Genomic DNA, 12,108 nt, shown 5'->3' with positions numbered 1-12,108 from the left:
TCAACAGCCAGCCCGAAAGGCGTGGCACAGGAGCACAATTGATGCGCAATCCAGACACGCAATCCCCGTTTAACACCGTGCCCGCCGTTGTTGTCGCGCTGGCCCTGATCATCATGGGGATCGAAGCTGCGTTTTCCTTGGGTGCGCGGGGCATTGTTGGTGGGCCCTCGGCCGTGGGGTGGCGGCTGGATGCGTTGCAGTCCTATGCGTTTTCGTCGGATATCTTCTGGTGGATGATCGACACCTCTCGCTGGCCGCTGGAGCATTTGATCCGCTGTGTTTCATACCTCTTTGTCCATGGCTCCTTCACCCAGGCGATCTTTGTCTGCGTGTTTCTTTTGGCGCTTGGCAAAATGGTGGCTGAGGTCTTTGGCGAGATCCGCATGCTTGTCGTGTTCTTGGCATCGGGCATCACGGGGGCTTTGGTCTATGCGCTGATTGGCTCCGAATATCCGCTGATCGGTGGCTTTCCGGCGGTCTACGGATTGATCGGAGCGTTTACCTTCGTGCGCTGGATTGCCTTGGGCGCGATGGGAGAACAGCAGGCGCGTGCCTTTGGTCTGATTGGCATGCTAATGGGGGTTCAGCTGTTGTTTGGCCTGATCTTTGGCTCTCGTCCCGATTGGATTGCGGATCTTGCGGGGTTTGGCGCAGGCTTTGGGCTGTCGTTTTTTCTGGTGCCGGGCGGATGGCAGCGGATCCTCGAAAAGATCCGCCGCAATTAACTACGCCCGCGGCGCAGGGACTGTTTCATCTCTGACAGTTTCATCGCGCCCAAAACATGAGTTGCGACAAAATAACTGAGCGCGCCCAAGGCGATCAGCGCCAGAAGCGACAGATATCGCCAGGTGGGAAGGTAAAACAGCCACGAGAACTGCTGATACGCCAGCCACACAACAGCGCCCATCACCAGAGAGGCGACCAGGATGCGCCAGCTGCGGCTGTAAAACCGGGTGTCAAACTGCGCCACGTCGCCCATGCGGCGGGTGCCCCACCAGAGCAAGAGAACGATCGCCCAACCCGCCGCACTGGCTGCGATGGCCGGTGCAATCCATCCAGCATATGGCTTCAGCCCAAAGGCCAGACCTGCGTTGACAACCATGCCCACCAAGGCAAAGCGAAACGGGGATTTGGTGTCTTCGCGTGCAAAATACAAGGGCTGCAGGACTTTCTGCAGCACAAATGCGGGCAGGCCCACACCATAGATGGCCACCGCCAGCGCAATCGCCGCCACATCATTGGCATCTGTCGCTCCACGTTCATAAAGAACGGAGATCAAAGGCAGAGGGATCGCGACAAACGCCACCATCGACGGCAGGGTCAGCAGCAGGGAAAACTCGCCCGCGCGGGACAGCGCGTTCTGCGCACCTGCGTCATCGTCCGCGCGCAGGCGGCGGGACAAATCCGGCAGCAATACGATCCCAATTGCGATGCCAACCACGCCCAGGGGCAGTTGATACAAGCGATCCGCAATAAACAGCCAGCTGAGCGCGTTTTCGATGTCTTGTGCCACGCGCTGACCGACCACCAGGTTGACCTGAGTGACCCCCATGGCAAGGGCCGCGGGCAGCGCCACACGAACCATGCGGCGCATATCTTTGGTCAACCGGGGCAGGCCGGGGCGCAGTTTGAAACCGGCCTGTTCGGCAGAAACCCAGACCAATACCAGCTGCGCCAGTCCAGCCAGGGGAATGGACCAGACCAGCCAGTCGATGACCGTGCCGCCAAGGACCGCGCCGGCAATCATGGCGGGGATTGCGACAACATTCAGCAGGGCCGAGGCTGCGGCCGCCGCAGAAAACCGGCCGGTTGCATTCAGAACGCCAGAAAACAGCGCTGCCAAGGACATGCATAGGATATAGGGAAAGACGATGCGGCCAAAGCCGACCGTGGTGTCAAAACGCCCGTCAGCGGGATCTATGCCTGACGTGAACCAGATCATCGCAGGCATAAAAATCATCGCAAAGGCCACCAAAGCCAGCACCGCAGCGCTCAGCAGGTTGAAGGCATCCTGCGCAAATTCGACTGCGCCGCTGTCGTCCTCAACCTTTTTGGACAGCATCGGAACAAAAGCTGCGTTAAACGCACCTTCGGCCAGAAAACGGCGGAACATATTGGGCAGCCGAAAGGCCGCCACAAAGGCATCAAACACCGGCCCCGGACCAATATAGGCGGCAATCAGAATTTCCCGCAAAAAGCCGAGGATACGGCTGGCCAAGGTCCAGAACCCGACGGTCATGAACCCCGAAAACAGTTTGATCGGCTTCATGTTTCGGCCCGCTTGGCGCCCTCTTTGATCGCCTCCATCAGCTTCTTCTTGAGCGTTCGCTGTTTGGACTCTGAGTAGTACTTCAACCCGAACATGTCCTTGACATAGAAGGTGTCCACAACCTGTTCTCCATAGGTCGCGATCACTGCGTTGGCGATATAGACATTCATATGCGCCAGGGTGCGGGCGAGATCATACAACAGCCCGGCCCGGTCACGAGTGTCGACCTCGATGATCGTGTAGATCTCGGACCCTTCATTATCAAAGGTGATATGCGTGGGCACATTGAACGCACGCTCGCGTTTCTTGATCTTGTCGCGGTCTTTCAGGGCTTCGGTTGCAACAACTTCACCTTTGAGGATCTTGTTGATCATCTGCTCCAAACGCCGCAGGCGCGAGGCTTCAAATGGGCTGCCGTCCGCGTCCTGAATCCAGAACGCATCCGTCACATAACCGTCTTTTGTTGTATAAGACCGCGCGTCGACCACATTGGCCCCAACCAGCGCCAAAGCTCCGGCCACGCGGGCAAAGATTCCGGGATGATCGACCATGGCAAAACACGCGCGCGTCGCGTCGCGGTCTTCATCCGGGAACATGCGGATCAAGATTGTGCCAGGGTCGTCGCTGTCCTGCAGTTCACGCAGCATAACCGCAAAATCCACATGGGCGGTGACGTGAAGCCCCTGCCAATAGGGCGGGTAATGGCGATTGGTTTCCCGTTTCAATGCAGCCTTAGGCCAGTCTGGCAGCGCAGCCCGGAGTTTGGTCTTGGCTTCATGGCCGCGTGTCTCACGGCTGAGAGCCTCCATACCGCCTTCCAGTGCTTTGCGGGTCTGACCATAAAGCGCACGCAGCAGCACGGCTTTCCAGTTGTTCCACGTATTTGGTCCGACACCGCGAATGTCACAGACGGTCAGCAACAACAGAAGGTCCAGCCGTTTTACGGTTTTGACGGCCTTGGCAAAATCGCGCACCGTGCGAGGGTCCGCGATGTCGCGTTTTTGGGCCATATCAGACATGAGCAGGTGATAGCGCACCAGCCATTCCAGGGTTTCGCAATCGGCCTTGTTCAGGCCAAATCGCGGTCCCAGTTTACGCGCGATGCGGGCGCCCACGATGGAATGATCCTCTTCGCGGCCTTTGCCAATATCATGCAGCAACATCGCAAGGAACAGAACACGGCGGTTCAAACCTTTGCGCAGGATCTCGGACGACAGCGGCAGTTCGCCTTCCAGTTCGCCGCGTTCGATCGCAGCATAGTTGGAGATCACCTGAATCGTATGTTCGTCCACCGTGTAAAAGTGGTACATATTGAACTGCATCATCGCGACGATCTGTTCGAACTCGGGCACAAACGCCCCAAGCACACCGAGCTCGTTCATCCGACGTAGGGCACGTTCGGGATTGCCGTGTTTCAGCATCAGATCCAGGAAGATGCGATTGGCTTCCTTGTCTTGGCGCATCTCGTCGTCGATCAGATGCAGGTTTGCGGCGACCAGCCGCATCGCGTCCGGGTGGATCAACATTCCGGTGCGCAGGCCTTCCTGAAACAGGCGCAAAAAGTTCAGACGGTCCTCCAGAAAGGTCTCGGGGTCTTCGATTTGCAGACGATTGTGAACCACCACAAAACCCGGTTTGACCTTAGGACGACGGCGGAAAATCCGATCTAGCAAGGGTTCTTCTTTTTGCTGGCTCGCTTCCAATTTGGTCAAGAAGATCCGCGTTACATCACCCACGCGCGTTGCATGGCGGAAGTATTCCTGCATGAAGACTTCAACCCCACGTCGCGCGGCCGTGTCTTTGAACCCCATGCGGCTGGCCACTTCAACTTGTTGGTCAAAACTCAACTGCTCGGTGGCGCGACCGGCTGACAGGTGTAGGTGCGAACGCACGGCCCACAGGAAGCTTTCGGCCTTGGTGAACTCTTCAAACTCATCCGAGCTAAAAAGCCCGAGGCTCACCAGCTCTTCGGCGTCCTGCACCCGGTACAGATATTTGGCGATCCAGAAAAGGGATTGAAGATCCCGCAGACCGCCTTTGCCCTCTTTGACGTTGGGCTCTACCATATAACGTTCACCCTGTTTCAGGTGACGGCTGTCGCGCTCCGCCAGTTTGGCCGCAACAAACTCGCGTGCATTATGGGCAAAGAGATCGGTGTTAAGTTTATCTTCCAGCTCCTGCGCCAACGGAGCGTCACCGGTTAGGAAACGGTGTTCCAACATGGCCGTGCGGATGGTGAAGTCTTCTTTGCCGAGGCGGATGCAGTCGCGGATCGTGCGGCTGGAATGGCCGACCTTCAGGCGCAGATCCCACAGGATGTAAAGCGAGGTTTCGATCACGCTTTCGGCCCAGGCGGTGATTTTGTAAGGGGTCAGAAACAGCAGGTCTACATCGGAAAACGGTGCCATCTCTCCGCGGCCATAACCGCCGACGGCCATCACCGCAATGCGTTCCGCTTGTGTCGGAGAGCCATTGGGATGCAGGTGTCGGGTGGCCGCATGAAATGCTGTGCGCACAAGGCAATCTGTCAGATATGTATAAGACTGCGTCAGCTCACGCGCCGCAAAGGGAGCGGCGGCGAAAGCTTCGGCAATCGCGGCGCGCCCGGCCTTGTTGTTGTCGCGCAAGAGCCCCACGACAGCTTGTCTCAGGTCGCCCCCGGACAAGGTCTCGGCCTGTGTTGCAATAAACGCTTCAGCTGCTTTGACGTCGAAAATCAATTCAGGTGCCAAGATCAATGGCACCTGTTGGGGTGTTTCGGGGTCCGCTTGCACAGTGGTGGGCGCGTCAGAAGCCTGCGCCGGCAAAGCTTTTGGGGGCTGGGTCAATTACGACAACCTTTTTGTCTTGGATCGTGGCGACGGCCAGGCCGCGCTCGTTAGTGCCATCGGATCGCAGGCGGAAGATGCCGCCGGTCCCTTGGAAACCTGCACCTTGGGTCAGCGCCGCAGCCGTCAAAGCGTCACTGTTGCCTTGTTGCGCCAAAGCACCAATCGCCGCGATCCCGTCATAGGCGAGTCCGCCGATCGGGTGCGGGGCCGCGCCATAAGTCGCGGTATAGCGTTCGCGAAAGCGGCTGGATTGCGCGGGATCAGGCAAGGCAAACCACGCGTTTTGCACGCCCGGAAGCTCCAGCGTTTGCGTGGGAATATCCCAGCGGGTCAAGCCGATGTATTGGTATTGCTCTGGTGACACACCCGCCTCTGGCAGAAGCTGGGTCAGCAGGGGCAGAGCACCGGCTGTGGTCGCCGTCAAGAACACGGCATCTGCGCCACCGCTTGCGGCCGCATCCCGAATGGTCGGGATTGCGTTGATCACGCCTTGTTGGGACAGCTCATAGCTGACAGAGCCCGTGACCCGCGCGGTTGACCCTGCGGCAGCACGGTTGATCGCGTCGCGCCCGGCGGCACCGGCGGGGTTGTCACCGGTTACAACCAGAATGTTCGATTTGCCCTGTGCCGCAGAGTAACGCGACAGGCGGCGTGCGGTGTTTTCAAAAGTCGACCCCAGAATGAACACGTTGCCACCGGCAATGGCCGTATTGTTGGAAAACGCCAGAACGTTCACGCCGCGTTGGGCCGCAACCAGCCCGGCCGCATTGGCGGCCTCAGCATAAAGCGGGCCAAGGATAATGCTGGCGCCATCTTTGACCGCCTGACCGGCCGCGGTGGCGGCCACCTCGGGTGAACCTGCGGTGTCGTAAACGCGCAGATCAACTTCGACGCCATCAAGATCGGCGATGGCCAGACGCGCCGAATTTTCAAGGCTTTGCGCCAATACAGAGTCCCCTGACTGGGCTGAGCCACGCGGCACCAACAGGGCAACTTTGACGGGTTTTGAGGGGTTGATCGTAGGACCGGTATTCAATGCAATGGGTTCGCACGCGGCAAGGGCCAAGGCGGAAATTGCCAGTGCGGCGCCACATGCCATCTTGCGGGCGTTCTTGAAAACAGCAAACATAATAATGCTTTTGCTCCTAGCTCCGACCACGAGGGCCGTTTTTGGGGTTCAAGCGTAAATAATAAACAACCAATAAGGCGGGTCCAGCGTTGAATCACCTGAAAGTCCGATTGCAGCCGGGACTGTATTTTGTTGCCACACCCATTGGGACGGCACGCGACATCACGTTACGCGCATTGGACGTCTTAGCCTCGGCGGATGTTATTGCGGCTGAGGACACGCGCAGTCTGCGCAAGCTTTTGGAAATACACGGCGTTCCCCTGGAAGGGCGCAATGTGATTGCTTATCATGATCACAGCGGTGCTGGCACGCGCGCGCGCCTTCTGGAGGCGATCGCGGCGGGACAGTCTGTTGCATATGCATCCGAGGCGGGCATGCCGCTTATTGCCGATCCGGGATATGATCTGAGCCGCGCAGCCTCGGAGGCGGGGCATCTTGTGACCTGCGCGCCGGGCGCTTCGGCAGCAATTACCGCGCTGACCCTGGCGGGCTTGCCGACAGATGCGTTTTTCTTTGCAGGATTTCTGCCCAATGCCACCGGCGCGCGTCGCAAACGATTGGAAGAGCTGAAACCCGTTCCTGGAACGCTGGTGTTTTACGAATCTCCCAAACGGGTCGAAGCGGCGCTGCGGGACATGGCAGAGGTTCTGGGCAACCGTCCCGCCGCGATGTGTCGTGAGCTCACGAAAAAGTTTGAGGAGGTGCGCAGGCTGCCCTTGGCTGAACTGGCGCAGAACCTGTCAGAGAAACCGGTCAAAGGTGAGATTGTTCTGGTGGTGGAACGCATGCGGGATGTGGAGGTCAGCGCCGATGATCTTGAAAGCGATTTGCGCGCCGCGCTCAAAGACAACTCGGTCAAGGATGCGGCGGATCTGGTCTCCAAAACTCATGATCTGCCCCGGCGCAAAGTGTACCAGCTGGCGCTGAAACTGGCTAAGGACGACGCATAAAATGGCGCGCAATCCCCGCCAAACCACAGGCCAGCGGGCCTATTTGGCAGGGGCTTCGGCGGAACAGGCGGTTCTGCGCGCCTATGCGGCGCGCGGCATGATAGTAGAGGCGCAGCGCTGGCGTGGGGCAGGGGGTGAGATCGATCTGATTTTGCGCGCAGGCGCACAGCTGGTGTTCGTGGAAGTCAAACACAGCCAGACCCATGCTCAGGCCGCCAGCCACCTGAGCCACGCGCAACAGACCCGGATCTATCGCGCAGCAGAGGCGTTTCTAGCCGAACACCCCGAGTTGCACCATTGCGATATGAGATTTGATGCCGCCTTGGTGGACGGGCAAGGGCAGATCGAAATCCTTGAAAATGCCTTTGGATTGGGCTGACCCCATTGAACAAAACGGATCGCTACGCCATGTATTGGGCCAACACGACAGGGGACATGTGCCATGAAAATCGCCTTTCAGATGGATCCCATCCTTGGGGTCGACATCAACGCCGACAGCAGCTTTCGTCTGGCCGAAGAGGCTCAGGCCCGCGGGCATGAATTGTTTTACTACGCACCGGACCAGCTGGCCTTTCAAGAGGGGCGGATCACCGCACGTGGCCATGACATGACCGTGCAGCGGGTTGCGGATGCGCCTGCGGTTTTGGGTGATCTGCGCGAAGTGGATCTGGCGGATTTTGATGTGATCTGGCTGCGTCAGGACCCACCGTTTGACATGCATTATATCACCTCGACCCATCTGTTGGATCGGCTCAAAGGGCAGGCCCTGGTTGTGAATGACCCGTTCTGGGTGCGCAACTATCCCGAAAAGCTGCTGGTGTTGAATTTCCCGGATCTGACGCCGCCAACCACCATCGCGCGGGATCTGGATACGATCAAAGCGTTCAAGGAAAAGCACGGCGATATCATCCTAAAGCCGCTTTACGGCAATGGTGGTGCGGGTGTGTTCCGTCTGGATCAAAACGACCGCAACCTGTCCTCGCTTTATGAGCTGTTCACCGGCTTCAGCCGCGAGCCGTTGATTGTGCAGAAATTCCTGCCGGATGTCTCTAACGGAGACAAACGGGTGATCCTGGTGGATGGGGAGCCGGTTGGCGCGATCAACCGTGTGCCAGCCGCCGGTGAGACCCGTTCGAATATGCATGTCGGCGGGCGTCCCGAGAAGATCGGCCTGACGGACCGCGACCTTGAGATCTGCGCCGCCATTGGTCCCTTGTTGCGGGAAAAGGGCCAGATCTTTGTGGGGATCGACGTGATTGGTGACTATCTGACCGAGATCAACGTGACCTCGCCCACCGGGATCCAAGAGCTGGAGCGGTTTGACGGTGTGAACATCGCCGAAAAGGTCTGGCAGGCGATTGAGGCCAAGGTTTAAGCCTTGTTCAAAGCAGGGTTGAGGCGATAGCTGATCGCCTCGGCCATATGGGTGCGTTCGATCCGATCCGAGGCATCCAGATCCGCAATTGTGCGCGCCACGCGCAGCACACGGTGATAACCCCGTGCGGTCAGGCCAAATCGATCCGCAGCTTGTTTTAAAAGCGCGCGGCCGTCTGCGCAGGATTGCGCTACATTTTCCAAAACGGCACCTTCGGCATCTGTGTTCAGCTGCACGCCGTCTTGGTCGGCGTATCGCGCCGTTTGGATTTCGCGCGCCATGGCAATCCGTGGTGCCACCTCGGCAGAGCCTTCCACAGGGGGCGGCATATCCAGATCCGTAAACGCGACCGGCGGTACATCCACCCGCAAATCAAACCGGTCCATCAATGGCCCCGAAATGCGGCCAAGGTAATCCTCACCACATCCGGGAGCGCGGGCGCAGGCGCGGTTTGGGTCCGCCAAATGTCCGCATTTGCAGGGGTTTGCTGCGGCCAGCAGCATGAACTTGCACGGATAAGTCACATGGGCATTGGCGCGTGCCACCATCACCTCTCCCGTTTCAATGGGCTGGCGCAGGGTTTCCAACACCGTTCGGCTGAATTCGGGCAGTTCATCCAGAAACAAGACACCGTGATGAGCCAGGCTGATCTCTCCCGGTTGCGCCCGCCGCCCGCCACCGACAATGGCCGCCATGGACGCTGTGTGATGGGGTTCACGAAAGGGACGTGACCGGCGGATGCCGCCTTCGTCTAACAATCCGCACAGGGATTGGATCATGGAGGTTTCCAACGCTTCTGTTGCGGTCAAGGGCGGCAACAGGGAGGGCAGACGCGCAGACAACATGGATTTGCCGGACCCCGGCGGGCCGACCATCAGCATATGATGGCGACCTGCTGCTGCAATTTCCAAGGCACGTTTGGCGCGTTCCTGGCCTTTGACATCACGCAGGTCTTTGTGTGTCTCGCCCTCTAGCACTTCGCCAGCCTGTGCAGGCGGTAACGGCATCTGTCCGCTGAAATGGCGCACCACATCCATCAGGCTGTCCGCGCCAATAACCGTGGCCGCATCGACCCAAGCCGCCTCGGCGCTGGAGGTTTTAGGGCACAGCAATGTCCGCTTGGCCTCGGCGGCGTTCAGGGCCGCAGGCAAAGCGCCCAGAACCGGCATCACTTTGCCATCTAACGAGAGTTCTCCCAGTGCCACAGTCTCAGCCGCCAGATCCGGGGGAATAATGTCGATCGCGGCCAGCAGGGCCAGGGCAATAGGCAGATCAAAATGGCTGCCTTCTTTTGGCAGGTCCGCGGGTGACAGGTTCAAGGTGATCCGTTTGGACGGTAAGGCCACGGACATGTTTGAAAACGCCGCGCGTACTCGTTCGCGGGCCTCGCTGACCGCTTTGTCCGGGAGGCCAACCAGATTAAAGGCAGGCAAGCCGGGGGCGACGGCACATTGCACCTCGACGGTGCGCGCCTCAACCCCTTGGAAGGCAACTGTGTAGCAGCGTGTGGTCATTGCCTGTCTCCCTTGATGGCAGACAGGCTTGGCAATCATGGTTTCCAGAAGCTTAACGCGGCATCAGGCCTGCGTGAAATCGCTCAGACTGGCCAAGAGACATGCGTGAGCGCCAGATCATAAGGCATCGGGTCATAGGTGGTTTTGAGCGCCTCAGCGCGCCAGTCCTTCACCGCCGGGTCCGAGAGCAGGGTGAGGCAATAGGCGCGATCTTCGTCAGAGACGGGCAGGCCATACCCGATGATCCGCGCCGCAACCGGGGTATAGAACACATCCGCCAGTGAATAGCTGCCAAACAATCCTGGACCCTTACCATCCGAAAACCTGCGCGCATGGGCCCACAGGGTTGCGAGCCGGTCCAGATCCTTCTGAACAGCGTCGGAAACTGAGAAACCCTGCCAGACATGGCGCAGCTGCATCGGGCATTCGCCGCGCAGGGCTGAGAAACCGCCAACCATTTCCGCACAAAGCCACCGTGCCGTGGCCCGGGCCGCCGGATCCGTTGGCCACAGGCCTGCGTCGGGGTTTTCTTCGGCCAGAGTTTCAGCCATAGCCAAGCTTTCACCCACAACCACACCTGCCGACGTCCGCAAGGTTGGGACCAATTTGGCCGGTGCCAATGGTTCCATGTCGGCGGCCATTGTGCCACTGTAAAGACCAATCATGTGCACCTGATGCGGCAGATCAAATTTGCGCAGCATCAACCATCCGCGCATCGACCAGCTGGAAAAAAGGCGGTCACCAATAAAAAGCTCGTACATGGAATACCCTTTCTGATAGGCTTTGGTGGCAGCCTAAGCAGAAAAATTACATAATCAAATCTTATATATTTTTGTTTTGCATCACAAAATTTGATTTATTCTCTGCAAAGACCAGCCATCCGAACCTTTGACGACCTCGGTGACCGACAAGTTATCGATGCGATGGGCAAAGGCTTCCTCTGCTGTCAATTGATCTGCGCGTTGAACTTGCGTCAGGATCTGACCAAAATGCCCGACGACCAAGAGGTTTTGCCCCGCATACTGTGTGGCCAGGTCATCAAAAACAGTGTCCACACGCGTGCAAAGCTGGTTCCAGCTTTCACCATCTGGCGGTTGGACATCGCCGGGGGTCTCCCAAAAGGCGCGAATGTGATCGGGTGTTTCGGCCTCAAGCTCGGCCCATGTTCTCAGCTCCCAGGCGCCAAAATGCATCTCGCGCAAACGGGGATCATGGGGCAGGCGCTGTCGCTGACCTTGAACCGCATGGGCCGTTTCCACGGCGCGGGACAGATCTGAACTGACAACCAATGCATCGTTTGGCACATAATCATGGATCCGCGCCAAGGCGGCTGTGTCGCTGAGATCTGCCGGTAGATCAGACCAGCCGACCATTGATTTTGCATGGGTGGGCCCATGACGGAGCAGGTAAAACCGGGTCACAGCGCGCGCCCTTTCATAACCAGGGGCAGACCTGCCGCCACCAGGATCACGCGCTCCGCCCGTTCTGCCAAGGCGATGTTCAGCCGTCCCTGGGCTTCGCGAAATCGGCGCGCCAGGGCGTTTTCAGGGACAATGCCCATGCCGGTTTCATTGCTGACAATCACCAGATCCGCGCAGCAGCCGTCCATCGCGGCAAACAATTCTGCCTCAGCTTCCGTCAGCGCATGATCGGCCAACAGGTGGTTTGTCAGCCACATCGTGGCGCAATCCATCAAACAGATCTGGTCCGGGTTTAGACCGGATAGGGCGAGTTTTGCTGAAAACGCTTCCTCGAGGGTGGTCCAATGCGGCCCACGTTGGGCAATATGGCGTGCCAGCTTGGCGCGCATCTCGTCATCGAAAATTTGTGATGTGGCCCAATAAATCTTTTCTTTTCCAGTGTTTGCGCAAAATTCTTCGGCAAATTTGGATTTGCCAGAAGCCGCGCCGCCAAGAATGAGTGTGACAGAGCCGGACAATTTTATTACCCTAGGGTTACGATAGAGATGTCCCTGTGGGTATCCGCAAGGTCCGTCAAAGACAAGCCTACCTGAATGTTTGGATCCTCAGAGGGGGGGAG

11 protein-coding genes are annotated in these 12,108 nt (G+C 58.4%); 4 read left to right on the top strand and 7 right to left on the bottom strand.

Annotated features, from left to right (window positions below):
• Positions 1–41: 41 nt before the first annotated feature.
• Entirely contained in the window at positions 42–725 is a 684-nt protein-coding gene (locus tag GFB49_RS14920) for a rhomboid family intramembrane serine protease (RefSeq protein ID WP_153216846.1), read from the top strand.
• On the opposite strand, the gene murJ is transcribed toward GFB49_RS14920, so the two are convergent.
• Genes murJ through GFB49_RS14905 form a run of 3 tightly spaced genes read right to left on the bottom strand, consistent with a single transcriptional unit; the run spans position 722 to position 6,229 of the window.
• Positions 722–2,269, bottom strand: a complete 1,548-nt coding sequence (gene murJ, locus GFB49_RS14915) for a murein biosynthesis integral membrane protein MurJ (RefSeq protein ID WP_153216729.1) — start codon at positions 2,267–2,269, stop codon at positions 722–724. The genes GFB49_RS14920 and murJ overlap by 4 nt on opposite strands.
• Entirely contained in the window at positions 2,266–5,097 is a 2,832-nt protein-coding gene (locus GFB49_RS14910; RefSeq protein WP_153216728.1) for a [protein-PII] uridylyltransferase, read from the bottom strand. Before GFB49_RS14910 ends, murJ begins: the two co-directional genes overlap by 4 nt.
• Positions 5,057–6,229: a penicillin-binding protein activator gene (locus tag GFB49_RS14905; protein ID WP_153216727.1), complete on the bottom strand. Its 1,173-nt coding sequence runs from the start codon at positions 6,227–6,229 to the stop codon at positions 5,057–5,059. Before GFB49_RS14905 ends, GFB49_RS14910 begins: the two co-directional genes overlap by 41 nt.
• An 89-nt stretch (positions 6,230–6,318) precedes the next feature.
• Here GFB49_RS14905 and rsmI point away from each other — a divergent pair, with 89 nt between their 5' ends.
• The 3 genes from rsmI (at position 6,319) to gshB (ending at position 8,554) form a co-directional block, all read left to right on the top strand.
• Positions 6,319–7,179 carry a 16S rRNA (cytidine(1402)-2'-O)-methyltransferase gene (gene rsmI, locus GFB49_RS14900; RefSeq protein WP_153216726.1) on the top strand — a complete coding sequence of 287 codons (861 nt, stop codon included), beginning with the start codon at positions 6,319–6,321 and terminating at the stop codon, positions 7,177–7,179.
• A gap of 1 nt (position 7,180) precedes the next feature.
• Positions 7,181–7,558, top strand: coding sequence for a YraN family protein (locus GFB49_RS14895; protein WP_153216725.1), 378 nt, complete (start codon positions 7,181–7,183; stop codon positions 7,556–7,558).
• 63 nt (positions 7,559–7,621) lie between these two features.
• Positions 7,622–8,554 (top strand): glutathione synthase, encoded by a 933-nt coding sequence (gene gshB, locus GFB49_RS14890; RefSeq protein WP_153216724.1) that lies wholly within the window; start codon positions 7,622–7,624, stop codon positions 8,552–8,554.
• Here gshB and GFB49_RS14885 read toward each other — a convergent pair.
• The 4 genes from GFB49_RS14885 to cobU form a co-directional block, all read right to left on the bottom strand.
• Positions 8,551–10,068 carry a YifB family Mg chelatase-like AAA ATPase gene (locus GFB49_RS14885; protein ID WP_153216723.1) on the bottom strand — a complete coding sequence of 506 codons (1,518 nt, stop codon included), beginning with the start codon at positions 10,066–10,068 and terminating at the stop codon, positions 8,551–8,553. The two genes, gshB and GFB49_RS14885, sit on opposite strands and share 4 nt — an antisense overlap.
• A gap of 83 nt (positions 10,069–10,151) precedes the next feature.
• Positions 10,152–10,829 (bottom strand): glutathione S-transferase, encoded by a 678-nt coding sequence (locus tag GFB49_RS14880; RefSeq protein ID WP_153216722.1) that lies wholly within the window; start codon positions 10,827–10,829, stop codon positions 10,152–10,154.
• A gap of 81 nt (positions 10,830–10,910) precedes the next feature.
• Positions 10,911–11,489, bottom strand: a complete 579-nt coding sequence (locus GFB49_RS14875) for a histidine phosphatase family protein (RefSeq protein WP_343032596.1) — start codon at positions 11,487–11,489, stop codon at positions 10,911–10,913.
• On the bottom strand, positions 11,486–12,007 hold the full coding sequence (gene cobU / locus GFB49_RS14870; protein WP_153216721.1) for a bifunctional adenosylcobinamide kinase/adenosylcobinamide-phosphate guanylyltransferase: 522 nt from the start codon (positions 12,005–12,007) through the stop codon (positions 11,486–11,488). The genes GFB49_RS14875 and cobU overlap by 4 nt, the downstream gene beginning before the upstream one ends.
• Positions 12,008–12,108: the final 101 nt, after the last annotated feature.

The organism is Tritonibacter litoralis (assembly GCF_009496005.1).
GTDB lineage: Bacteria > Pseudomonadota > Alphaproteobacteria > Rhodobacterales > Rhodobacteraceae > Epibacterium > Epibacterium litoralis.
Note: the sequence above shows the minus strand (reverse complement) of the source record. Positions and strands in the feature narration are given on the sequence as shown.